Below are 23,791 nucleotides of genomic sequence, written 5' to 3'. Positions count from 1 at the left end.
ATCAGCCTTTGACCGCACCCGTGATGACGCCCTTGGTGAAGTGCCGTTGCAGGAACGGGTACACCAAGGCGATCGGGACCAGTGCGACCACGACGACGGCCATCTGCAGGGACTGCGGTTGCGACGGCGGATGGACGCCGAGCTGGTCCGCGGACAGCGACTTGCCCTGCAACACGTACGTCCGCAGGATCACCTGGACCGGCCACTTCGACGTGTCGTTCAGGTACAGCAGCGCGTTGAAGAACGCGTTCCAGAACCCCACGGCGTAGAACAGCCCGACCACAGCGACGACGGCCTTCGACAGCGGCAGCACGATCCGTCGCAGGATCGTGAAGTCGCTCGCACCGTCGATCCGCGCACTCTCCAGCAACTCGCCCGGGACATTCATGAAGAAGGTGCGCAGGACAACGAAGTTGAAGGCGCCCAACGCCCCGGGCAGGATCAGCGACCACAGGCTGTCGAGCAGCCCGAGCTGCTTCACCACCAGGAACATCGGGATGATCCCCGGCGCGAACAGCAACGTGAACAGCACCATCAGCAACACCGGCCGTCCGAACAGCACCGGCCGCGAGGTCGCGTACGCCAGCGCGATCGTGACCGCGAGTGCGATCGCCGTACCCACCAACGTGACGAAGACGCTGACCAGGATGGCGCGGCCCATCAACCCGCCGCCGAAGAGCGTCTGGTACGCCTTCAGCGTCGGGTGGGACGGCCACAGCACGTACCCACCCGCGTCGATGATGTCGCGATCGCTGGCCAGGGACGTCGAGATGACGACGAGGATCGGGATCACGATGACGAGCGCGAAGCCGCCGAGGACGACCGCCTTGATCGCCTGGTAGCCAGGCGAGGGATTCTCTTTCCACACCGGCCTCATGACACGCCTCGCTTCTGGAAGATGCCCGGTTCACCGAGCCGGTGGGCGAGGGTGTTCGCACCCCACAACAGCAACGCGCCGACCACACCCTTGGCCAGACCGGCAGCCGCTCCGCTGCTCCAGTCGCCGCCGACCACGCCCGCGTAGTACGTGAACGTGTCCAGTACTTCGGCTGCGCCCGGGCCGACCGAGTCGCGCTGGAGGATGAACTGCTCGAACCCGACGCTGAGGATGTCGCCGATCCGCAGGATCAGCAGCAGCACGATGACGGTCCGCAGTGACGGCAGCGTGATGTGCCACAGCCGCCGCCATCGGCCGGCGCCGTCCGCGGCAGCGGCCTCGTACAGCGAGACGTCCACGGTGGTCAGCGCGGCGAGGAAGATGATCATCGCCCAGCCGGCGTCCTTCCAGACCAGCTGCGCCACCACGAGCAAGGGGAACGTGTCCGGGTTGGTCATGAACGGGATCGGGTCCAGCCCCGCGTGCCGGAGCAGGTTGTTGACGAACCCCGCGCCGCCGAGCGACTGCTGGAACAGCGTCACGACCAGCACCCAGGACAGGAAGTGCGGCAGGTACGCGATCGTCTGGAACCATCGCCGGAGCCGGTTGCTGACCACCGAGTCGACGATCAGCGCCAGCCCGATCGGCACCGGGAAGAACAGCAGCAGCTGTACGGCGGCCAGCAGCAGCGTGTTCCGCAGCGCGTCCCAGAAGTCCGGGTTGTCGTAGAGGCTGACGAAGTTCTGCAGGCCGTTCCACTCGCTGTGCATGATGCCGAGGTACGGCTGGAAGTCCTGGAACGCGACCACGTTGCCGAGCACCGGCAGGTAGAAGAACAGCAGCAGGAACACGACTCCGGGGACCATCAGCAGCACCATCTGCCAGTCCCGGGCCCATTTCGCCTTCAGCGGCAGGCCGTTCTTGACCTGCCGCTTCGGAGCACTCGACTTCAGCATCACGAGCCGGTGACCGGCACGCTCGACGGGAGCACGGCCGCGAACTCGTCGCGCATCTTGTCACCGCCGCCGGACTTCCAGCGCTTCAGCGCCGCGTCGTACGCGTCCATCTTCTGCCGGCCGGTGACGATGTCGACGATCGTGTCCCGGAACGCCGCGGTCAGCTTCGGACCGAGCTTGCTCGACGTGTCGGAGTACGTGCCCGCGGTCGGGTTCCGCATCGCGTACTTCAGCAGCTTCTGCTCGGTGGCGTAGATCTTGCGCGTGTCGTCCGGGTACGCCGGGTTGAAGATCACGCTCTCCGGCGAGTTCATGATCTGCAGCGCACTGACGAGTCCGGGCGCCTGCTGGTTTCCGGCCTTGGTCAGCACCGGGTTCTTCTGGGCGTCCAACTGGTACTGCTGCCCCTCGACGCCGAAGTTCTTGATCAGGTACTCCTTCGTCCCGAACGGCGCGGACAGGTAGTCCATCAGCGCGAGCAGCTCGCGGATCCGGCCCTCGTCGGTCTTCTTGAACGGCGTGAACCCGACCGTGCCGTAGCCCATGTCGTACGTCGGCTTCGCCTTGCCGTCGTGGCCGAACGGGATCATCGTGTCCACGAACAGCGTCGGGTCGAGGTTGCGGAAGTCGGCGGTCGCGCGTGGACCGACCGTGACCTGCGCGGCGATCTGGCCGTTGACGGTCTTCGGCGTGGCGTCGGCCAGGTTGAGGTCCGGGTAGAACACCTTGGCCGCCCAGAGCTTCGCGGCGTACTCGACCGCGGCCTTGTAGTTGTCGGTCTCGTACAGGTACGTGAGCGAGCGGTCCTGGTTCACCCGCCAGCCGTTCGGGGCGCCGAACCACTCGCCGAACATGTGCAGCATGTTGATGATCGCCGGCTCGAGCGCGTAGTTCGTGCCGTTGCTCAACTCCTTGCACTTGGCAAAGAACTCGTCCGCGGTCGAGCACTGCAGCCCGCCGACCTTGGCCCAGGTCTTCGGGTTGCCCATCATCACCTGGCCGAACGGCGTCGACGGGATCGGCGCGCCCCAGATCTTCCCGTTCACCACCGCGGTCCGCCAGGAGGCCGGCTTCAGCGCGGCCAGGTTCGGGTACTCCAGTACGGCGTCACCGGACAGGTACTTGGTCAGGTCCTGGAACTTGGCCTCGAGCATCGGGCCGATGTTCGGGATGCCCTGGTTCGGCGGCAGCCACATCAGGTCCGGCAGCGAGTCGCTGGCGAGCAGCGTGGCGAACTTCTCCGGGTAGCCCGGGTCGGTGCCGATGGTCAGCTTGAGCTCGGCGCCGAGGGCGGAGTTCAGCGCCTGCCACATCGGGTTGCTGCCCATCGGCGGCGGGGGCGTCGCGAACGTCTCGGTCAGCGCGGTCACCGCGTTCTTCAGCGGCGGTGCCTTCACGCTCGAGATCGCGTCCGCCGGGAACTTCAGGAACCCGGGCTCGAGGCCGGACTCGGCCCCCGGGAAGTCCGGGTGCAGCCCCTCGAACGGCTTGTACGTCGGGAGCGTCAGCTCACCGGACGCCTTGGCGCCGCCGCTCGACGCTCCACCGTCGCCACAGGCCGCAAGCGTCGTCGAGGTGGCAATCGCCGCACCGGTCACCTGCAGAAACCGTCGCCGACTGATCATAGTTGCTCCAAGTTTCGAAGAAGTGCTCACTAACACTCACTTAAACGTTAACCCGGACCGTAAACCTCTGCCGCCCTCGGATGCAAGGCATGAGACAAAAATGAAGCCGGCGGCCGCGGGCTCGAGAACCCGCGGCCGCCGGCCGTCCTACTGTTTCAGCGCGTTGCTAGCAAGAAACGACCAACCAGGTCAGCGCCCGGCAGACCTTGCTCGCCTTGTCGTTCGCGGCCACCGGGTCGGCCGGTGCGCTGACGGTCCGCTGCGCGGTCGTGGTCAGCGTTCCGATCGTCAGCAGCCCCGCTTGCACCGTCAGTGTCCGCGTCGCGCTCTCGCCGCTGGCCAGCGACGCGATGTCACAGTTCACCGATCGCGTCGACCCGACCCGCGCGCAGGTCGTGCTGACGTACGCCAGGTTGGCCGGGAAGGTGCCGACCACCCGGACGCCGGTCGCGGTCCCCGGGCCGTTGTTCGTCACGCCGATCGTGTAGGTGATCTTCGCTCCGCTGGCCTTCCCGCTCAACGAGACGGCGACGTCGGCCGCCGGGTCCGTGATCGTCAGCTCCGGTCCGTCGATGATCTCGAACGAGAAGTTCTCCCCGACGAACTGGTGCTGCAGCTGGATCGTCCCGAGCGGCGCGTCGTCCTTCACCCGGAAGGTGAAGGTGATGGTCTTGGACCCGCCCGGCGGTACGTCGCCGGTCCCGGCCCGGACGCTGGACCCGAGCGTGTCACACGCCGTGGCCTCCGGGCACGACACCAGGGAGACCATGTCCGGGAGCATGGCGTCCTTGGCGTACAACGTCGCCTTGCCACCCAGGACCGTGCCCGAGTCCGAGTTGTACACGGTCTGCTTGATCGTAAAGGTCTCACCGCGGGCGACCGACGTCGTACTGACCTCGATCGCACTCGTCGGCGGCGCCGCATGAGCGGTCACCGGGACCGTCACCAGTGTCGCGCCGGCGACTGCCGTCACCAGCGCAGCACGAAACAACTTCAAGGCATGCATAAGCAATAGCCCCCCATCCCCATTTGATCCCCAGTAACAGCTGCCCCCACAGACCGCCCCGATGGCGGTGCAAGCAGTATGGTGTGGTCGCTCACGGCGGTCAACCACTCGCCGTTGCCTTATACAACCGCGCGCCTCAAAACTCCAGTCGCAGGAGCAGATCTTCGACGCGTTCGGTGCGACCCGCCAGCCGGTGGCGTTCCCAGTCGGCGCGAGAAAGTGCACCGCCGACCAATTCAAGTGCCTCGGCGAGCTCCTCGTCCGCATACGGATTGACGATCTCCAGCCGCTCGCCCATCGCCTCTTCCGCGCCGAACAGCTCGGCGGCGCCGGCCGGATCGCCGCGGCGGAGCAGGATGTTCATCGCGGTGTTGGAGAACGCCATGGTCAGACTCGGGCTGCCGAGCGCCACCACGGTCGGCGTCAGGCGGCGGGCCAGCTCGGCGGCTTCGTCGACGCGATCAGCCAGGGCGAGGAGATACGCCAGGTTCTGCCCGTGGATGGTGATCTCGAACGCGTCCCCGAACGACTCGCTGATGCCGAGGGATTCGCGCAGCAGTTCCTCCGCCCGGTCGAGGTGCCCGAGCGCCTCCTCGATGCCGCCCAGATGGCCCAGCACCCGCGCCAGCCGCCAGTTGTCGCCGAGGGTGCGGAGCCGCTCGACGGCTTCGGTCAGGGTCTGCCTGGCCGCGTCCAGATCACCGCGCTGACGCTGCGCGGTGCCGAGCACGGTCATCCCGAACGCGATGCCGGCCGGGTCGTCGAGCTCGCGCGACATGGCCAGGCTCCGGGCGGCGACCTCGTACCCGCGATCCGTTTCGCCCTGTAGAAGAAGGAGGTTGCTCAATCCACGAAGGCACGCGGCCAGCTCCGGCGAGGACGTCGTACCGGCGGCTGCGACGACTTGTTCGTGCCAGCGGCGGCTTTCGGCGTGGTACGCGCCGAGCTGCCAGACCCAGCCGAGAGCCGAGCACAGGCGCAGCGCGGTCCGCAGGTCGTGGTCCGTCGCCCAGGCGAGCGCGGCGCGGAAGTTGTCGAGGTCGGCCTCGGCGCGCTCCATCGGCGGCTCCGCCATCGAACGCTTCTGGATCTCGAGTCGCTCGGCAAGCTCGGCGTAGTACGTGGCGTGCCGGCTGTGGACGGCCTCGGATTCGTCGGTCGCCCGCAATTCGTCGGCGGCGTACTGATGGATCGTCTCGAGCAGCTCGACCCGGGTCCCGTCCGGCCCGTCCGCGAGCGTGATCAGGTTGGCATCGTTCAACTCTGCCAGGGATTCCAGCGGATCGACGCCGGTGGCAACTTCCTGGATCGACGCCAGGTCGGCGCCGCCGGAGAAGACCGCGAGCCGACGGAAGGTACGGCGATGCTCGGGGCTGAGCAGCTCGTACGACCAGGCGATCGTCGCCCGCAAGGTGCGCTGGCGCTCCGGGGTCACGCTGCTCGTCGAGGCGATGTCGAGCGACTGATCGACCCGGGCCAGCAGCTCCTTGACACTGAGCAGCCGGACCCGCGGCGCACAGAGCTCGATCGCGAGCGGTAGGCCGTCGAGCCGCCGGCAGATCTCCAGTACGTCGTCGGTGTACGCGAACGACGGCTGCACGGCCCGGGCGCGCTGCATGAAGAGCTGTACGGCGGCCGAGTCCTCGTCCGTGACCGGCAGCGGCACCACGGGATGCAGGTGCTCGCCGAGCAGACCCAGCGCGCGGCGGGAGGTCGCGACGACCTTCACGTGCGCGGCGCCTTCGATGATCTCGGCAACGATCTTGCCGGCGTCCGGGAGCTGCTCGAGATTGTCCAGGACGAGCAGCAGCGAGCGCTGCGCCAGGTACGCGACGATCCGGCCGCGCTCCCGCGGCGGGACGTCGAGCACTTCGGCGATCGTCGTCCACAGCACCGATTCGGACGTGGCCGCCGCCAGCGGAACGAAGTACACCAGGCCGGGGACCTTGGACGCGGCACCGATCGCGAGGCGGGTCTTGCCCGAACCACCGGGCCCCGTCAGCGTGACCAGCCGTACGTCGGGCCGGTCGAGCAGGTTGACGATGCGTTCGACGTCCCGGTCGCGACCGAGCAGCGCGGTCGCCGGAGCCGGGAGGCTGGTCGCCGTACCGATCGTGCGCGGTGGCGGGAAGTCGGTCTGCAGGCCGTCGACCGTGACCTGGAACAGGTGCTCGGGCTCCGGAATGTCCTTCAGATGATGGGTTCCGAGGTCGCGCAGCGTCACGCCGCCGGGCAGTTGGGTGAGCTGGCCGGTGACGGCCGAGACCACGATCTGGCCACCCTGCGCGGCCGCGCCGATGCGCGCCGCGAGATGAACGTCCATCCCCCAGTAGTCGCCGTCGTAGACACCCGGCGTACCGGTGTGGATACCCATCCGCACCCGCAACCGCTCGCCGCCCGGCCAGCGGTGCTCTTCCAGCCCGCGTTGTCCGTCGACCGCTGCCCGGACCGCATCACCGGCCGTCTCGAACACGACGAAGAAGCTGTCGCCCTCGGTCCCCATCTCCGTCCCGCCGTACGTCGTCCAGACCGCCCGCAGGATCCGGCGATGTCCTTCCAGCGCATCGAGGTACCGGTCCCCCAGCCGCCGCAGCAGCACCGTCGATCCCTCGATGTCGGAGAACAACATCGACACCATTCCCCCACCCATGCCGTCAGTCTCGACGGACGGGCCGCAAAACGTCGAGAGTTCGGCGGCAACTTTTGCGAACGAGCGGGAGTCTCATCCGGTGCGCTGCCAGGGAGGCGGCGACATGAGCTGGGGGTAAACAAGGATGAAGCGGTTCGGGATCGTTGCGGGTGCTGTCTCCGGGGTGGCTGCGCTGGCGGGCGCGGGGGCACTCGTGCTGGGTGGCGCGGCGCCGAGCAACGCTGCCACCGAGCAGATCAGGACGGTTGCTTCGAGCAACAGTGCGGCGTCGACGCCGGTGCGTTACAAGACCCGGTTCTTCATTCGCTACAGCGAGGGGAACCACGCCATGGCGGTGCTGCCGAGCACCTGGCGGCAGGTCGAGCTCGGGAACTGGCAGGCACGCTTCGACGACAGCGCGAACAACCGGATGATCCGGTTCGACGTCAACTACAACAACAACATCAGCACCGTGACCGCGCTGAACCGGAAGCTCGCCGCGCTCAAGGGCACCCGCGGTCTGCACATCGTCGGCACCTCGACGGTCGGGATGAACTCGACCAACCACCAGGGCCGGCTGACCGTGAGCACGGTCGTCTACACGTACAAGAGCGGCAGCACCACCCGCTGGGTCGCGACCCGGTACGTCGGCCTGCAGGAAAGCAAGGATGCCCAGGTCGAGATCTCGACGGCCGGCTCCACCGCCGACAGCAAGACGCTCGGCGCGGTCATCAACTACGCGACGACCTCGCTCGCGCTGGCCGGCTGAGCGCGCATCAGCTGATACCCGTGGTGCTCTCGCGCACCACGAGACTGAAAGGGGCCTGGAGGCGGACTGGTTCGCCTCCGGGCCTCTGGTCACGTAAGGCCTGTAATGCGAGCCGGGCGATGGCGACCCGGTCCGGCGCGACCGTGGTGAGAGTGGGCAGGGTCGCGAGGTCGTACGGGATGTCGTCGAACCCGACCACCGCCACGTCCTGCGGGACCTTCAGACCGCGCAGCACGAGGGCCCGGATCGCACCCATCGCCAGCCAGTCGGTGGCCGCGAAGATCGCGTCCGGTGCCGGATGACCCGAGTCCAGCCACTCGCCGAGGGTCCGCTCGGCGTCCTGACCACGCAGCCCACCGGTCGGCAGCACGATGTCCTCGTCGACGGGCAACCCGGCCGCGGCGAGCGCGTCGCGGTACCCGTTGATCCGCTCGTCCTCCATCCCCGGACCAGGTGCCAGCGCCATCACCTGCCGCCGCCCGAGTGACAACAGATGCTCGGTCGCCACCCGGCCGGCGTCCCGGTTGTCTATCCCGACGTGGTCGGCGTGATGCTCCGCACCGGCCTTCTCGCCGAGCAGCACCAGCGGCAGCGTCGGGTCACGGCCCTCCAGATCCTCGGGCGTCAGGCCGAGCGGGCTCATCACGATCCCGTCGAGCCGGGCCGGATGCCGCTCGTTGAGCAGCGCGAGCTCCGCCTCCCGGCGACCGCCGGTCTGGTGGAACTGCACGATCCAGCCGAACGCCTCCGCCTCGTCGAGCATCCGTGCCGCGAGCGAGGCGAAGTACGGCCGGTCGAGCTGCGGTACGGCGAACGCGATCACCCCGCTGCGGCCCTGGGCCAGGTTGCGAGCGGCGATGTTCGGCCGGTAGCCCAGCTTGTCGATCGCGGCCAGCACCCGTTGCCGGGTCTCCTCGCGGACGTGCTCGGCTCCGTTGACGACGTTCGACACCGTCTTCATCGACACCCCGGCCGCCTCGGCGACGTCGGTCAGGCGCGGCCTCATACCCGGCAGGATCTCACTTGAGCCCGGTGTGGGCCATTCCGGCCAGGATCCGCCGCTGGAAGACCACGAACACCACGACCACCGGGACCAGCGTCACGACGCTCATCGCGAACAGCGCACCCCACTGCGAGCTGCCGGTGGCGTCGAGGAACCCGCGCAGCGCGACCGGGACGGTCAGCCGGGTCCTGGTCGACAGGTAGATCAGCTGGCTGAAGAAGTTGTTCCAGGTCCAGATGAACGAGAAGATCGCCGTCGTCACCAGCGCCGGCGACAGCAGCGGCAGGATGATCCGCCGGTAGATCCCCCAGTACCCGCAGCCGTCGATCCGGGCCGCGTCGTCCAGTTCGACCGGGAGCGACCGGATGAACTGCACCATCAGGAACACGAAGAACGCGTCGGTGGCCAGGAAGCTCGGCACGATCATCGGCCAGAACGTGTCGATCCAGTTCAGGTTCCGGAAGATCGAGTACTGCGCGATCAGCGTCACGTGGCCGGGCAGCATGATCGTCGCGAGCATCACCGCGAACAGCGCCTTCCGGCCGACGAACGTCATCCGCGCGAACGCGTACGCGGTCAGCGAGCAGGTGATCACGTTGCCGATCACGACCGCGGCGCAGATGATCAGCGAGTTCATGATGTAGACGCCGAAGTTGGTCCCGGTCGAGGACCACCCGAGCGCGTAGTTGCCGAGCGTCGGGTGCTCCGGGATCAGGCCGGGGTGCTGGAAGATCTCGGTGTTCTCCCGCAGCGACGCGCTGACCATCCAGAGCAGCGGGTAGAGCATGATCAGCGCGCCGGCCGACAGTCCGGCATGTGCCAGCACGCGCTTCATCGGCGTACCCCTTCGTCTCCGTAGAACACCCAGGTGCGGCCGAGGACGAAGTTCAGTCCGGTGAAGACCGCGATGATCAGCAGCAGCACCCAGGCCATCGCGGCGGCGTACCCCATCCGGAAGTTGCCGAACGCCTGCTGGTACAGGTACAGCGTGTAGAACAGCGTCGAGTCCGACGGACCGCCCTTGCCGCCGCTGATCACGAACGCCGGGGTGAACGCCTGGAACGCGCCGATGATCTGCAGCACCAGGTTGAAGAACACCACCGGCGACAGCAGTGGGAGCGTGACCCGCCAGAACCGTTGCCACCGGCCCGCACCGTCGACCTCGGCGGCCTCGAGTACGTCGTCCGGTATCTGCCGCAGCCCGGCCAGGAAGATCACCATCGGGGCCCCGAACTGCCAGACCCGCAGGACGATCAGCGTCCACAACGCCGTACCGGGCTCGGAGATCCAGCCACGGCCGTGGATGCCGAAGAGGCCGAGGACGTCGTTCAGTAGGCCGTCGCTGCCGAAGATCTGCTGCCAGAGCAGGGCGATCGCGACACTGCCGCCGAGCAGACTCGGCACGTAGTACAACGCGCGGTAGACGGCGAGACCTTTGAGCCCACGGTTGAGCAGTACGGCGACAGCGAGCGCGAACGCCATCTCGAGCGGCACCGAAACCCCGACGTAAATGAACGTGACCCGCAACGAGTGCAGGTACCGCGGATCCTGGAACAGTGCCGAGTAGTTGTGCAGCCCGGTCCACTCGGGAGTGTTGAGCAGTGCGTAGTCGGTGAACGAGTAGTACAACGACAACACCATCGGGCCGATGGTCAGTCCAACGATGCCGATGAACCACGGCAGCAGGAACAGGTACGCCGGAAGGCTCTGGCGGAGACGCGCTGTCACTGACCGAGAGTCTTTCCGGCCAGGTCCACGAACTCCTGGGCGCCCGCGTCCGGCTTCGTCTTGCCGAAGCCGATGTTCTCCGCGATCCGGCCGAAGCCGGTCAGCAGTTCGCCGTACCCCTTCGGCCACGGCTTCGGCGACGGCCCGACCTTGCCGGCGATGTCCTCAACGTACTTGATCGCCCGCGCACCCGCCGAGCCCGCATCCGCCGACACCAGGTCACGCGCCTTCTGCGACGGAGGTACGCCGAGCAGGATGCCGATCGTCTTGATCGCCTTCTCGTCGTTCAGCAGGAACCCGATCAGCTTCGCGGCGTCCTCGGGATGCTTGCTCGCGGCCGAGATGCACCACAGGTCGAGACCCTTGATGAACTGGCCTTTGAGATCGCCCGCCGTGTCCTGCGGCACCGGCAGGACGGACAGCGGGCTCTTCACCAACGGCTGGTAGAACGTGACCTGCTGAACCCAGCCGAACTGCAGCGGAGCCTTGCCTTTGGCAACCAGCGACTTCTCGATCGCGGTCGTCTCGGCGCTGACGTTCTGCGGCGGCGCGGCCTTCGCGGTGCGCAGATCGGCCCAGTACTGGAACCACTCCTGGACCGTGTCCTTGCTCGTGGCAAGCCTCCCGCCGTCGTCGGAGAACAGCTCGGTGCCGTGCTGGCGCGCGAACACCTCGAACAGCTGGAAGTTCCCGGCCTGGTCGCTCGATCCGTACGAGCCCTGGATCGATCCGCTGTAGTCGCGGGCGAACTCGGCGAACTTGTCCCAGGTCCAGCCCTGCGCCGGGACCGTCCCGCCGGCGCGCTTGACGGCGGCCTCGTCGACGTACATCGCGTAGCTGATCGAGCTCTGCCCGATCCCGTAGTTCTTGCCGTCGACCTGACCGCTGGCGGCGACATCCTTGTCGAGACCCGAGGTGTCGATACCCGACGAGCTCAGATCCTTCAGCGCACTCCGCCCGGCATAGTCACTGAAGTAGCTCATCGACATCCGCAGTACGTCGGGAGCGTTGTTGCCAGACGTCTGCGTCGCCAGCTTGTCCCAGTAGTCGTCGAACGGCGCACTCTCCGCGGAGTATTCGACGCCGCCACTCGACTTCCACGCGGTCAGAGCGGTGTTGAGCGCCTTGGTGACCGGGTCGGGACCGTACCAGGAGACGCGGAGGAGACTCTTGCCTCCCGAGCAACCCGGCAGGACTGTTGCGGCGGCGGTGGCGGCGCCGAGACCCAGCAGGGTCCGGCGGGTCAGTCTGGTCATGGTTGGTTCTCCCTGCGTTGGGCCCAGCGCCAGTTGTGGGTCAGGCGGAGCGGGACGTAGTTGCCGTTGGGGAGGTCGTCGGTGAGCCGGGCCTGCCAGCGGGCGAGCTGGTGCAGCAACTCGGCTCGGACGGCCAGGTGGCCGTCGTCGTCGAAGAGGTTGTCGAGCTCGGCCGGATCGTTCTCCAGGTCGTAGAGTTCGCCGGCCAGGTCGGCGTGAACGATGAGTTTCCAGCGCCCGCTGCGGAGCATCCGGGCGGCACCCGATTGCGTGACGGTGTTGAGCTCGTCGAAGGTCGGACCGTCGTACGCGAAGTGCAACGGCGGCCGGGCGGTCACGTCGTACGTGCGTCCGCCGAAGCCCTGCTCGGCGATGATGCTGCCGAACTCGGCCTGCGGCGCGGGGTCACCGTGCGCGAGGGGGAGCAGGCTGCGGCCTTGGACACCGTCGGGGATCGGTTGGCCGACGGCCTCGCAGATCGTCGGGAGTACGTCGACGATCGAGACCGGCTCGTCGCGCTGCTGGATCGCGATGCCGTCGCCCGTGATGACGAGCGGGATCCGCATCAGGAAGTCGTTGAGGCCGGCGCCCTTGCGTTGCAGGCCGTACTCGCCGACGTAGTCACCGTGATCGGCGAGCACGACGGTCAGTCGCGGTCGTTGCCTCAGGCCCTCGTGCAGCCGGCGGATCTGGTCGTCCAGGAGGCGCAGCATGCCGAGGTAGTTCGCGGCGTACCGGCGCCAGTTGTCGTCGTACCCAGGTCGCTTCTCTTCCTGGAGTCTGCGCAGCCAGGCGTAGCTGCCGCCCTTGACTTCTGTTGCCTCTGGCCCGTTGATGCGGTCCGGGACGTCTTCGGGGGCGACGAGGTCGAAGTACGGCCGCGGGACTTGGTACGGGTTGTGGGGCTCGGGGTAGGAGACCCAGAAGAGAGCGGGTTTGCCGGGGTCCGCGGTGTGCGCGGCCCGGAGTGCGTCGCTGGTGATCCGGTAGGGCAGTTGGCAGCGGACGTCGTACGGCGTCGGCTCGGCGGAGACGCCGTGGTCGAGGTGCTCGAGCCAGTCGTCGAACGCCTTCTCCTCCGCGTCGCGCTCGGGCCCCTGGGTGTGGAAGTACGGGCCGGCGAAGGTGTCGAAGTCTCGAGCGTCGCGGTGCATGTGCGGTTTGCCGGCGAAGTGCAGCTGGTAATCCGCGGCTCGCAGTACGTCGAGGAGATCCTGGGAGAAGCGGGCGTGCCGGGCGTTGCTGTTCTGCCGGACCTGATGTGCGCTCGGGAACCGGCCGGTGAGCAGACTCGTCCGCGCCGGCACACACGCCGGCGCCGCGGTGTAAGCCTGCCGGAAGTCGGTCCCGCCCGCCGCCAGGCCGTCGACGAACGGCATGGTGTCGACCGGATACCCACTGCGCCGGGTCAGCCCCACCCGCTGCTGATCCGTCATCACGATGACGATGTCGGGACGCATCCACACTTCTCTCTGATCGATTTACAGCGCTGTATTGCAGCGCTGTAAACACTCCTCCAGGAAGCTTTGGATCGTCAAGTGTGACGGGCATCACAGATGAGGCTGGATTGCTTTTGACAACCCAGGCGTTCTGGCTTTCATCGAGCAACTCAGCTGTCCCTGAAAGGACCCCTCCGTGAGCACCCTCGAGCTCCCCGTCTCGGCCACGCGATCGCGCCGAGCTCTCAGCCGGCGCGGCAGTTTCTGGACCGCCGCCGCCGTCGCGGGAGTCAGTCTGTGGACGAGCGCCGCCCCGACCACGACGTACCCGCTCTATGCCTCGACCTGGCACCTCACCCCGACGGCGACGACCGCGATCTTCGCGGTGTACCCGGTGGTGCTGGTCGCGTTCCTGCTGATCTTCGGCCAGGTGTCGGACTACATCGGCCGCCGGACCACGATGCTGTACGGCGTCGGCGCGATGCTCGCCGGCGTCCTTCTCTTCGCCGTCGCCCCGTCGGTCGGCTGGGTCTATGCGGGACGGGCGCTGATGGGCGCCGGCGTCGGCCTGGCGTTGTCCCCCGCGACGGCAGCAGCGGTCGAGTTCAGCGCCCGGGGCAAGGCGCACCGAGCGGCGTCGATCACCACAGTGGCGACCGCGGCAGGGCTGGCGCTGGCGACGATCGTCGGCGGTGGGCTGATCGAGTACGCCCCGGCGCCGCTGCACCTGGACTACTGGGTCCTGGTCGCGGTCATCGTCGGCGTCCTCGGCGCCGTCTGGCGGATGCCGCGGCACACGAAGGACGAGGCGCAGGGCCGCTGGCGCCCGCGCCCGATTACCGTTGCCAAGGGCATCCGTCTGCTGTACCTGGCCGCGGCCCTCGCGGTCACCGGCGCGTACGCCTTCGGCTCGGTGTTCCTGGCCCTGGGCGCGGAGATCGTGCGTGACCTGGTCGGCACCGGGAACGTCTTCGTGATCGGTCTGCTGCTCGCGATCTTCTCGGTCGCCACCGGCACGACCGCGATCATCGGCCGCCGGTTCCCCGCGCATCGCCTGGTCCCGCTCGGCGCGATCCTCACGCTCGTCGACCTCGGTCTGCTCGAGCTCGCGGCGACGGCGCACTCGGTTCCGCTGTTCGTGGCGACGACGATCACCGGCGGCACGGCGTACGGCCTGCTGTTCTCCGGCGGCCTCGGCCTGATCGCCGCCCACGCCCCGGCACATCACCGTGGCGCGACGGTCTCGGCGGTCTATCTCGTTGCCTACATCCTGCAGGGCGCGATCGCGCTCACGCTCGGACTGGTCGCGACGGCCTCCGGCCTGAGTACGGCGCTGCTGCTCGGCGTCACCGTGATCGGTACGCTGGCCATCCTGATCCTGGCGGCGGCCGTTCTCCTCACCACCCGCAAGGAGGTGTCATGAGCACCCGCACCGCCGGGCGACCGAACTGCTCGATCGCCCGGGCCCTCGACCTGCTGCGCGACCGGTGGACCTTCCTGATCCTCCGTGAGGCGCACCTGGGTACGACGCGCTTCGCCGACTTCCGTGACGTTCTCGGCATCGCGCCCAACATCCTCACCAACCGCTTGACGGCGATGGTGGACGCCGGCCTGCTGGAGCGGCGCGAGTACCGGGCGGAAGGCGAGCGCACCCGTTGCGACTACCACCTGACACCGGCCGGCGACGACCTCAAGCTCGTCCTCGCCGCTCTCCAGCAGTGGGGCGACGTCCACGTCCCGCGCGAGCAAGGCCCCACCGTCGTACGGCACGCCAAGTCCGGCGAGCTGGTGGACGTGTCGTTCACCACCGCGTCGGGGACCCGGGTGCCGGCCGAGGATGTCTCGTTCGACCCGGTCCCCGGCAGTACGGCGGACCGCAGCGATTGGCGCTGACCGCATCAGGCCGCGGGCTCCCAGGCGAATCCGTCGGGGTCGACCTGGGCGCCTTCGTCCATGGCCAGCGCGATCCGGTGCGCGCCGCTGCCATCGACCGGTACGCCGGCGTCCTTGGCCAGCGCCTTCCGCCCGTAGAGCCCTAGCTTCACCGGCCCGGTGGTGTCGAACTCGACGTACTTGCGCCCGAAGCTCCGCGCCACGGTCAGGCCGTGATCGACGTAGAACTTCTTGCTCGCGGCCACATCTTCGCAACCGAGCAGCAACACGACGGAGTCGATGTCGCGGGTCGCCGGACCGGTGTCCTTCTTCGCCGACGTCGCGATCTTCCAGATCGTCCCGTCCGGCGCCTGCACGACACCGCCGTACCCCCACAGCGACTTGGTCACCGGCTTCACCACCGTCGCACCGGCTTCGACCGCCGACTCGAACAGACTGGTGACCGTACTCGGCTGAGCGACGGTCAGCGAGAGCGTGAACCCGCGGAAACCGGTCGTCTCCGCCGCCGACTCACGCACCCGCACCCGCTCGTCCAGCCCGAAGGCCTCCTTCAGAAACAGCTCGGTCGCTGCAACGTCGGCCACTTCCAGAACCACACCTCGAAGATTTGTCATGCCTCCAAGCTAGGGACCGGCGGCCTCGTCACGCTTCTTGATTCCTGACCAGCTTCAGATAGTCGAGATTGAAGCCGCCGGTCTCGCAGTACACGGTGATGGTTTGCTCGCCTGCGGGCAGGGTGACCAGGGTCGTGATCGATCGGTAGTTGGCCCAACCGCCGGTGTCCGGGACCGTTGCCTTGGTGAGTGTTGTGTCGGTTGCGTCGCGGATCGAGATCGCATCCGGCGCGGGAGCGCCTGTGCCGTTGGCGACCCGGAGCTCGAGGTTGTAGGTCCCGGCCTCCGCGACGTCGACGCGGTACTGCAGCCAGTTGCCCGGTGCGGTCCAGCCGACGTTCTTCCCGCCGCTCGCGGCCGGGTTGCTCTCGATGAAGTTGGCGCCGCCGTCGGTCCAGCCGTGCTGGGCGACGTACGACTCCGCCTCCACCTTCTCGCCCACCGGCGCACCGTGCGGCCTGACCGTCACGTGCACAGTCGTCTCGTCGTGCGAGGCGCCGTCAGTGACACGCACCTTGACGTCCATGACTCCGGCAACCGTCGGATGCAGGCTCAGGGTGTTGCCGTCGAGGCTGACGCCGGCCGGCAGATCGGTCGCGTAGTAGGCGAGATTGTCGTGGTCGCGATCGGTTGCCTTCAACTGGATCTGCGTGGTCTGGTACTGGTCAGCAACCACGTCGGGAACGTCCTGCAACACCGGCGCGTGGTCGCGGCGCGGCACGTCCCCGTGCCACCGGTACGTCGCGTACGCGTTCGCCGGAACTGTCACCGTGAACGACTTCCCCGCCGTCGTCACGCGAACCTTGCTCGGCGCCGCATTGGAGTTCCCAACGATCGCGACGAAGTTGTCGTGGGCATCCTTGTACACGACATTGCTGATGCCGTTCGCCGTCGCACTCGACTCCACGCGCGTGTGCTCCGGCCCGAGGTACTTCGCGAACTGCCCCATCGCATACAGCTCGTCCCGCACCGTGAACGTCTTGGTGTTCGTGTCGACGGTGACCAGTCGGTTCGGCCACTTCGTCGTCCGTCCGACCTCTTCCCAGTCCACGTTGTTGTCCCGCGCCGGAGTCCAGTGCAGCGTCCCGCCGTCCTGGTCGGTCGTCTGCGCCCACATGATGTACGACGACGCGTCGAGCCGGAAGTAGTTCAGGATCGTCGCCGGTGACAGATCACTCGTCTCGGTCATGTGCACGGGCTTCCCGAACTCCTCGAACGCATCCCGCATCACGGTCGGGTCGCCCCAGTACGGATGGAACGCGATCGCATCCGCGGCCTTTTCAGCTTTCGGATCATCGAAGATCCGGTAGTAGTTCTTCGTTTCCGTGCTGTTGGGGTCCCGCCAGTCCCAGAAGTTGAAGTCGTGCACGTACAGCTCCGTGCGCAGGCCGGCGCGGCGTACCTCGCGCTTGATTGCCACCGACAACTTCTGCTGCTGCTCGACGCTGATGTCCATGGCCGGATACACCACGTCGATGCCCGGCTCGTTGAGGAGCGTCAGCGCATCGACCGTGATCCCGTACTTCGCATACGCCTGCAGGTACTTCACGTAGTACTTCGCGAACACGTCGATGCAGTCGTCGCGCAGCTTGCCGACCTGGTGGTACGACGTCGTACTCCCGGGGTTCAACGCGACCTCGCCGGTGAACCGGTTGTTGGTCTTCATCCAGGCCGGCGCGCTCCACGCCGACGCGAAGAACGTCGCGCGCGGGTTGTACTTCTGGATCAGCTTCACCGTGTCGACGATGTGCAGATCGACGTCCCGCTTGATCGAGAAGTACTTCAGGCCGCGATCCTCGGTCACGCCGGGCGGCAGCTCGTCGTACGACCAGAACGGCAGGTGCTCGATCAGGTCCGGGCTCCCGATCGTGAGCCGGAACCGGTCGAACCCGGCGCCGGTCCTCGGATCGGCGAGGAGCTTGATCGCTCGCTCGCGCTCGGCCGGGGTCAGCTTCCACAGGTTGGAGACGCTGGTCTCGTCGAGCGAGAACCCGACACCGGAGTACTTCTGCCTCAGCGTGCTCGGGTCCACGACCACCGTCGCGTCCACGGGGCCGGTGCCATCGTTCCCGACGTACGTCGTCGGCAACGGCTGCCAGGTCTGCGCCGAGCCGCTGGAGTACGTGCCGCTGACCACGGCCCCGCGCTGAGCCGCCGCCGGCACCCCGGCTGTCGCCAACCCAACCACCCCTAGCACGACCGCAACCCCAAGAGTCCGCCTCACAAACCCTCCAAAGTCGGTGGAAAGCCCTTACAAGCAGGCCGACTCTAGGTCGCGAACTCCGCCCCCAACACCCCCTGCCGGTTCCGGAACTGTTCCGGAACCTCAGCGGCCGTACTGACCGATGCCGCCCTCGAGCAGGTCGAAGGTCTGATCGATGACGTCGACCTGCTCACGGCGTACCTGCTCGCCCGGGTGTCCGGCGATCAGCTTGTCGACGGCGACCCGCGGCACGATCGTGACCGCGGTCGCGATCAGATTGGCCACGACCTCGGCCTGCCGGCCCGGCTCGACCTCGGATTCGAGGAGCTCGGTCAGCGCATCGGCCAACTCACGGGTGTGTTCGAGCGTACGACGTACGAGCGCCGGGCTCGCGTCGACGATCTGGTAGAAGTGCTCGGTCCCGTCCCGGGCGCCGGACAGCGGGTGCTGTGTCTCGAGGAGTTCGTGCAGGTGGCGCCGTACCGCGGCGACGACCGACTCGCCGGGCTCGCGATCGCGGATCGTGCGGCGCAGATCGTCGATCAGGTCCGCGTGCCGGTCGAGGAACAGGTCTTCCTTACGTGGGAAGTAGTTGAAGACGGTCATCCGCGCGACGTTCGCCGCCTCCGCGACCTCGGCGATCGTCACGTTGTCGAACCCGCGCTCGATGAACAGCCCCGACGCGACGTCGGCGATCCGCCGCCGGCTCTCCCGCTTCTTCCGCTCGCGCAGGCCGAGCCGCTCATCCATGACGGATAGCATACTCGACACAAATTTGGACCGAGTACATTATTCACTGACGACGAACTGGGAGCTGATATGGACTACGACGTGGTGGTGGCCGGCGCAGGGCCGGTAGGACTCATGCTCGCCTGCGAGCTGCGGCTGGCCGGGGTGGACGTGCTCGTGATGGAGCGGCTGACCGAGCCCGACCTGACGATCAAGGCCGGCTCGGTCAACCTGCCGACCGCGGAGGCCTTGTATCGCAGGGGTTTGCTGCCGGCGCTGCAGGAACAGCAACAGCGGATGATGCAGGAGTTCGCCCGGATGGCGGGCTTGGCGGCTCCGGCGTCCGCACCGGGGTCTGGACCGGCTGCTGGCCCGGCTGCAGGACCGGCTGCTGTGGCGCCGCCTGCTCAGCCGAAGCGGCCGCCGATTGCCGGGCACTTCGGCGGGATCCTGGTCGGCGCGGAGAAGGTCGATTTCACCGACCCCGAGTTCCGCGATGCCGGCCCCGCCTCCAGCATCTTCCTGGTCAACCAGCAAACCATCGAACTGGTCCTCGCCGAACGGGCCGCCGAGCTCGGCGTCGACGTACGCCGCGGCGTCGAGCTGACCGGGTTTGTTGCCGACGACGACGGCTTACGCGTCCAGCTCGGAGACGAAGAGGTGACGGCCGGCTGGCTCGTCGGCTGCGACGGCGGCCGGAGCATCGTCCGCAAACTGGCCGGCTTCGACTTCGTCGGCACCGACCCCGAGATCACCGGCCACCAGGCAATGGTCGAGCTCGAGGGCGCCGAGAACCTCACCCTCGGCTGGAACAGCACCGCCACCGGCATCTACGCGTACGGCCCGATCCCCGGCCGCATCCTCACCGTCGAATTCGACGGCCCACCGATCGACCGCGACGCACCGATCACAGCGCACGAGTTGGAGACCAGTCTCCGCAACGTCACCGGCGCCGACGTCACGATCACCAAGGTCATCACCGCGACCCGGTTCACCGACAACGCCCGCCAGGCAACGACGTACCGCAAAGGCCGCATCCTCCTGGCCGGCGACGCTGCCCACGTCCACTCCCCCTTCGGCGGCCAGGGCCTCAACCTGGGCATCGGCGACGCCATGAACCTCGGCTGGAAACTCGCCGCCACCATCAAGGGCTCGGCCCCGGAAGGCCTCCTCGACACCTACACCACCGAACGCCACCCCATCGGCGAATGGGTCCTCGACTGGACCCGAGCCCAGATCACCATCATGCGCACCGACCGCCACGCCAGAGCCCTACGCCCGATCATCGCCGACCTCCTGAACACCCCCGACGGCTCCACCTACCTGGCCAAGAAACTCTCCGGCGCCTGGCAAAGCTACGACCTGGGCAACGCGCACCCCCTGGCAGGAACCTCAGCCCCCGACCTGGAGTTCGCCGACGGCACCCGCCTCGCCGACCACCTCCATACCGGCAAGGCCCTCCTCCTCGACCTCACCAACTCCCCGGGCCTGAGCAACCTTGCCGCCCCTTGGTCCGATCGGCTCCAGGTCATCAACACCAAGCCCACAGCCGCGCCACCGGCGTCCGCCCTCCTCATCCGCCCCGACGGCCACATCGCCTGGGCCACCGACACCGACGACCACGACGGCCTCGTCCCCGCCCTTCATACCTGGCTGGGCGAGGCAGCCTGACCCGTCCTCACGACTCCACCGGCTGCTGCTACGTTCCGGCCGGTGGAGTCCCGGACTCGCATGCGCGCGAAGGCATCCTGTCGTCCGTCCCCAGCTGGAACAGCACCAACCCCGCAACCCGAAGACGTTCGCGTCCGGCCCGCGTCCAGAGCACCTGGTAGCGCTTGGAGCGCGGAGTCGTCGTCCGGCTTCGCCGCTGGCGCCTCGTCGAGGACGGCCCGCGCGCCGAGCGAGTCATGCAGGTCCACCAACGCGTCCGCCGCGGGCCAGGTAGCTGCAGGACACGGAGATCCGGGTATTCGGGTCGAGCTCCATAGCCTGCTCGTAGCACCGCAGCGCCCGTTTCAGGTCGCCAGCGTCGGCACAGCCATCAGAATCAGCCGTCGCCGCTGCCGTACGGACGTGTGATGATCTCGAGCCAATGCCCGTCAGGGCCCTCCCAGTACAGGCCGCGGCCGCCGTCGCCCTGGTTGATCTCTTGTGGTTGGCGCTTGAACGGATCGGCCCACCACTTGCGACCTTCGTCCCTCAAACGACCGAGGATGCGGTCGAAATCCTCTTCGCTCACGAGGAAGGCGTAGTGCTGGCCGTGGATCTCGCCCTCGGTGTCCATGAAGTCCAGGCTCGCCCCATTGTCCAACTTCAGCTCGGCGAATGGTCCGTACGCTCTCGCCTCCGGCAGACCGAGCAACTGACCGACATCGCGAGCAGCAGCCCATCGGTCCCTCACGTGCACAATCGTGTGGTTCAGTTCGATACTCATCGGACTCTCCCGGGGCCTGTCCTCAGCTGGCAGCGTGCACACCACTCTCCGCCCAAAGCCCACTCCCGTGAAGACCGCGACTTTCAGTCCACGACTATCCCGGCGTAGGTCAGCACTTGGGAGGCCGTCTCACCTGCAGACGTCAGTCGTCGGCCGGGATCTCGGGGAGGTAGTCGACCTCGCAGCTGTAGTAGCGCATCGAGAGCGCGGCGCGCCGGACGTCAATGGCGCCCTCGCCGATGGCGAGGACATGGTTGAGCCACCGGTGGGGTTCATGGTCGGTCTGGAAGGTCAGGACGTGCAGGCCCGAGCCGTCGGCGAGGTTCGAGAGGCCGGTCAGCCGGACCATCACGAAGCCGCCATCGCCAACGTCTACCATCCCGCGGGCGTCCGGGTGGGCGTACCCGCCCTGGAGTCTGGGGTTGTTGGACCACCGCGCGGTGCCGGAGAGCCGCCCTTTGAAGGCCGCGGTCCCCTGCCCGTAGAGCAGCCCATCTCCTGCCGCCTGCAGCTCGATCGTCTCGACCAGGTCGTAGCGCCACTCCACATCACAGAGATGCTCAAGCTTCAAGATCCACCTCCGAGCCGACTCTCGCGACGAGGTTCCTCCTTGCCTGCCTGGTCCGCAACCCCACGTCAGCGCTCGCTTGCGCGGGGACGCCCGGATCGACGATGAGGTTGTACTGGCTGAGAGCCGGTGAGGCGACTCGAAACCCTAACCCCGCTTTACAAGTGCGAGGGCTGGCATACGCGAGGGTGTCTCAGCCGGGATCTTCTTGCACCTGCACTGTCTGTAGTGCCTGATCTGCCCGGAAATGGCTGGGGTTCATTGACAGAGCCATTGACAGCCGGGTCGGTGCTCGCGCCCCGGCGATCCAGGCAGCGCGACAGCTGATGGCGGTCCAGCTGTTGGGCGCCGGGAAGTTTGGCGAGAATGTCGAGATCCGTCGCGGGGTCTCGATGTCGTCACCAAAGACCCGCGGCCGGTGAGCGGCCCAACGCAGCAGGAGAGCAGCATGACGAAGACCAGCCCGATCAAAGGCCTCGACGAGCTCGAGGTCATCACCTTGTTCGTCGAGGACGTAGCGGCTTGCAAGAAGTTCTACCTCGACGTGTTCGGTCTCGAGGTGATCTTCGAGGACGCCAACTCGGCCTTGCTCAGGCTCCGCAACCTGATGCTCAACCTCATCACGGTCGACGAAGCACCCATCTTGATCGAGCCGAATGCCGTCGCCGCGCCGACTGCCGGTGGGCGAGCGCTCTACACGGTCCGAGTCGACGACGCCGACGCGGCCGCCGCAGAGCTACAGGCGCATGGCGTCACCCTGCTGAACGGCCCGATCGACCGCCCGTGGGGCAGGCGTACCGCGGCCTTCGCAGACCCGGCAGGCAACCTGTGGGAGATCGCACAGGCCCTCGACTGAGACTTTTCGACGGGCTGGGGTTGGGTTGAGCCGCCCTGTCGGAATCGAACCGACGACCTTCTCATTACGAGGAGGACTATCTCCATGAACAAGCCACAGGACAGGCGCCCAGGAAGGCGCCGACCACTCCGATCGCGGTTCCGACACCACCGATCAGGCCGGTCAGCAGGCCGACCCCAACCCCGATGAGCCCGCGCACGAACGTGACCTCGTATTCGTGTCACGTCTCGGAGCTGCTGCCCGAGCGCGGTCGAGGCGACATCCACGTCAACCACGATGCGTGCGCCGCGCGGGCGGCAGCAACTCCATCGGTCTGCGCTGCACTCGCCGTGAACAGCCTGTTGCGGTTCGGTACGGCGTATCGCACCGATCCGTCGCGTCCCCCCGACCCCCGACCCCCCCGACGGGTGGTCGGCTGTGGCGGGTCAGGTGGCTGTTTGGTCGATCAGTGTGGCGGCGAGCTCTCGGGCGTCGTGGATGGGCTGGGAGTTGTTGAGGGAGGTGGATAGAGCGCGGCAGCCTTCGAACAGCAGGGCGAGTTGTCGTCCAAGGATGTCGGGGTCGGGGGCACCTGCTTCGGCGGCGGTTTTGATCAGCCGCGCGGTGAATTCTCGTTTGTGGCGCTCGACGAGTGCTGTGGCTTCGGGCATGTTTCCGGCTGCTTCGACAGCGGTGTTGTGGAGGGGACAGCCGCGCAGAACAGGTGGGTGTGCCTGATTGACCGGGCGTTCGTCGAACAGGTGCAGGAGGCGTTCGCGCGCGGTGAGGTCGTGGCGGTCGAGGGCGCTCTCGAGACTGTCTGGTTCCGCTCCGACACGCTCAACATAGGCGCTCACCAAGGCTTCCTTGCTCGGGAAGTGCTGGTAGAAGGTGCGAGTCGATACGTGTGCCTCGTGTGTCAGCTTGGCGATGCCGGTGGCGTGAATGCCGTCACGGGCGAACAGCTCCACGGCGGTGCGCAGGATGCGCTCCCGGGCGCCGCGTCCACCGCGGGATACACCGGCCGGTGCATCGATCGTTTCCATGCCACAAGTATAGCGATCGGTTTACTTCGCGCGAAGAGCCTGTTAGCCTCAAGTACAGCGATCATTTTACTTCATCGAGGTGGCTGGCCCAGCTCCTACCGGAGGGTCGGCGCTGAACGGCTCGGATGCGGCAGGCGCCGCGGACGGCCCGCGGTGGTCCCCGGTCGGATCACGCGGCGGA

At 67.4% G+C, this 23,791-nt stretch carries 21 protein-coding genes; 5 read left to right on the top strand and 16 right to left on the bottom strand.

Translation table 11 applies throughout. From position 1 onward, the window contains the following. Position 1: 1 nt before the first annotated feature. The 5 genes from OHA10_RS16785 to OHA10_RS16765 all read right to left on the bottom strand — a co-directional run bounded on the left by OHA10_RS16785 (position 2) and on the right by OHA10_RS16765 (position 7,114). Positions 2 to 877 (bottom strand): carbohydrate ABC transporter permease, encoded by an 876-nt coding sequence (locus tag OHA10_RS16785; RefSeq protein ID WP_371407139.1) that lies wholly within the window; start codon positions 875 to 877, stop codon positions 2 to 4. Beyond that, entirely contained in the window at positions 874 to 1,833 is a 960-nt protein-coding gene (locus tag OHA10_RS16780; protein ID WP_371407138.1) for an ABC transporter permease, read from the bottom strand. The genes OHA10_RS16785 and OHA10_RS16780 overlap by 4 nt, the downstream gene beginning before the upstream one ends. Continuing rightward, a complete protein-coding gene (locus OHA10_RS16775) occupies positions 1,833 to 3,458 on the bottom strand; it encodes a sugar ABC transporter substrate-binding protein (protein ID WP_371407137.1) in 1,626 nt (541 codons plus the stop codon). Before OHA10_RS16775 ends, OHA10_RS16780 begins: the two co-directional genes overlap by 1 nt. 166 nt (positions 3,459 to 3,624) lie before the next feature. After that, positions 3,625 to 4,464 carry a DUF11 domain-containing protein gene (locus tag OHA10_RS16770; protein ID WP_371407136.1) on the bottom strand — a complete coding sequence of 280 codons (840 nt, stop codon included), beginning with the start codon at positions 4,462 to 4,464 and terminating at the stop codon, positions 3,625 to 3,627. A 136-nt stretch (positions 4,465 to 4,600) separates the two neighbouring features. After that, the gene (locus OHA10_RS16765) at positions 4,601 to 7,114 is read right to left on the bottom strand and encodes an adenylate/guanylate cyclase domain-containing protein (protein WP_371407135.1); all 2,514 of its coding nucleotides are present in this window, start codon (positions 7,112 to 7,114) and stop codon (positions 4,601 to 4,603) included. Positions 7,115 to 7,238: 124 nt separating this feature from the next. On the opposite strand from OHA10_RS16765, the gene OHA10_RS16760 reads away from it, so the two are divergent. Further along, positions 7,239 to 7,862 carry a hypothetical protein gene (locus tag OHA10_RS16760; protein ID WP_371407134.1) on the top strand — a complete coding sequence of 208 codons (624 nt, stop codon included), beginning with the start codon at positions 7,239 to 7,241 and terminating at the stop codon, positions 7,860 to 7,862. 7 nt (positions 7,863 to 7,869) lie between these two features. On the opposite strand, the gene OHA10_RS16755 is transcribed toward OHA10_RS16760, so the two are convergent. Genes OHA10_RS16755 through OHA10_RS16735 form a run of 5 tightly spaced genes read right to left on the bottom strand, consistent with a single transcriptional unit; the run spans position 7,870 to position 13,309 of the window. Next, positions 7,870 to 8,868 (bottom strand): LacI family DNA-binding transcriptional regulator, encoded by a 999-nt coding sequence (locus tag OHA10_RS16755; RefSeq protein ID WP_371407133.1) that lies wholly within the window; start codon positions 8,866 to 8,868, stop codon positions 7,870 to 7,872. A 13-nt stretch (positions 8,869 to 8,881) separates the two neighbouring features. Further along, positions 8,882 to 9,700, bottom strand: a complete 819-nt coding sequence (locus OHA10_RS16750) for a carbohydrate ABC transporter permease (RefSeq protein ID WP_371407132.1) — start codon at positions 9,698 to 9,700, stop codon at positions 8,882 to 8,884. Next, entirely contained in the window at positions 9,697 to 10,593 is an 897-nt protein-coding gene (locus OHA10_RS16745) for a carbohydrate ABC transporter permease (protein ID WP_371407131.1), read from the bottom strand. Before OHA10_RS16745 ends, OHA10_RS16750 begins: the two co-directional genes overlap by 4 nt. Then, on the bottom strand, positions 10,590 to 11,849 hold the full coding sequence (locus OHA10_RS16740) for an ABC transporter substrate-binding protein (protein WP_371407130.1): 1,260 nt from the start codon (positions 11,847 to 11,849) through the stop codon (positions 10,590 to 10,592). Before OHA10_RS16740 ends, OHA10_RS16745 begins: the two co-directional genes overlap by 4 nt. Continuing rightward, on the bottom strand, positions 11,846 to 13,309 hold the full coding sequence (locus tag OHA10_RS16735) for a sulfatase-like hydrolase/transferase (protein ID WP_371407129.1): 1,464 nt from the start codon (positions 13,307 to 13,309) through the stop codon (positions 11,846 to 11,848). The genes OHA10_RS16740 and OHA10_RS16735 overlap by 4 nt, the downstream gene beginning before the upstream one ends. Positions 13,310 to 13,484: 175 nt before the next feature. On the opposite strand from OHA10_RS16735, the gene OHA10_RS16730 reads away from it, so the two are divergent. Together OHA10_RS16730 and OHA10_RS16725 are read left to right on the top strand one after the other, a co-directional pair. Continuing rightward, entirely contained in the window at positions 13,485 to 14,711 is a 1,227-nt protein-coding gene (locus tag OHA10_RS16730; protein WP_371407128.1) for an MFS transporter, read from the top strand. Then, positions 14,708 to 15,181: a winged helix-turn-helix transcriptional regulator gene (locus OHA10_RS16725; RefSeq protein ID WP_371407127.1), complete on the top strand. Its 474-nt coding sequence runs from the start codon at positions 14,708 to 14,710 to the stop codon at positions 15,179 to 15,181. The genes OHA10_RS16730 and OHA10_RS16725 overlap by 4 nt, the downstream gene beginning before the upstream one ends. Positions 15,182 to 15,186: 5 nt before the next feature. Here the strand turns inward: OHA10_RS16725 and OHA10_RS16720 are convergent, their stop codons facing one another. The 3 genes from OHA10_RS16720 to OHA10_RS16710 all read right to left on the bottom strand — a co-directional run bounded on the left by OHA10_RS16720 (position 15,187) and on the right by OHA10_RS16710 (position 18,748). Next, positions 15,187 to 15,795: a glyoxalase gene (locus tag OHA10_RS16720; protein ID WP_371407126.1), complete on the bottom strand. Its 609-nt coding sequence runs from the start codon at positions 15,793 to 15,795 to the stop codon at positions 15,187 to 15,189. Between the two features lie 28 nt (positions 15,796 to 15,823). Continuing rightward, positions 15,824 to 17,974 (bottom strand): carbohydrate-binding protein, encoded by a 2,151-nt coding sequence (locus tag OHA10_RS16715; protein ID WP_371407125.1) that lies wholly within the window; start codon positions 17,972 to 17,974, stop codon positions 15,824 to 15,826. 147 nt (positions 17,975 to 18,121) lie between these two features. Further along, complete coding sequence (locus OHA10_RS16710; RefSeq protein ID WP_371407124.1) at positions 18,122 to 18,748, bottom strand: TetR/AcrR family transcriptional regulator; 627 nt, start codon at positions 18,746 to 18,748, stop codon at positions 18,122 to 18,124. A gap of 69 nt (positions 18,749 to 18,817) precedes the next feature. Here OHA10_RS16710 and OHA10_RS16705 point away from each other — a divergent pair, with 69 nt between their 5' ends. After that, the gene (locus tag OHA10_RS16705) at positions 18,818 to 20,398 is read left to right on the top strand and encodes an FAD-dependent monooxygenase (RefSeq protein WP_371407123.1); all 1,581 of its coding nucleotides are present in this window, start codon (positions 18,818 to 18,820) and stop codon (positions 20,396 to 20,398) included. A 376-nt stretch (positions 20,399 to 20,774) separates the two neighbouring features. On the opposite strand, the gene OHA10_RS16700 is transcribed toward OHA10_RS16705, so the two are convergent. Further along, positions 20,775 to 21,161 carry a VOC family protein gene (locus tag OHA10_RS16700; RefSeq protein ID WP_371407122.1) on the bottom strand — a complete coding sequence of 129 codons (387 nt, stop codon included), beginning with the start codon at positions 21,159 to 21,161 and terminating at the stop codon, positions 20,775 to 20,777. Positions 21,162 to 21,303: 142 nt separating this feature from the next. Continuing rightward, on the bottom strand, positions 21,304 to 21,732 hold the full coding sequence (locus tag OHA10_RS16695; protein WP_371407121.1) for a hypothetical protein: 429 nt from the start codon (positions 21,730 to 21,732) through the stop codon (positions 21,304 to 21,306). Positions 21,733 to 22,177: 445 nt separating this feature from the next. Between OHA10_RS16695 and OHA10_RS16690 the strand changes: the two genes are divergently transcribed. Continuing rightward, a complete protein-coding gene (locus OHA10_RS16690) occupies positions 22,178 to 22,585 on the top strand; it encodes a VOC family protein (RefSeq protein WP_371407120.1) in 408 nt (135 codons plus the stop codon). A gap of 425 nt (positions 22,586 to 23,010) precedes the next feature. Here OHA10_RS16690 and OHA10_RS16685 read toward each other — a convergent pair whose 3' ends face one another. After that, positions 23,011 to 23,610 (bottom strand): TetR/AcrR family transcriptional regulator, encoded by a 600-nt coding sequence (locus OHA10_RS16685; protein WP_371407119.1) that lies wholly within the window; start codon positions 23,608 to 23,610, stop codon positions 23,011 to 23,013. Positions 23,611 to 23,791 lie beyond the last annotated feature (181 nt).

Source organism: Kribbella sp. NBC_00662, from assembly GCF_041430295.1.
Lineage (GTDB): Bacteria > Actinomycetota > Actinomycetes > Propionibacteriales > Kribbellaceae > Kribbella.
The sequence above is the reverse complement of the archived record's forward strand: the minus strand, read 5'-3'. Positions and strand labels throughout refer to the sequence as shown.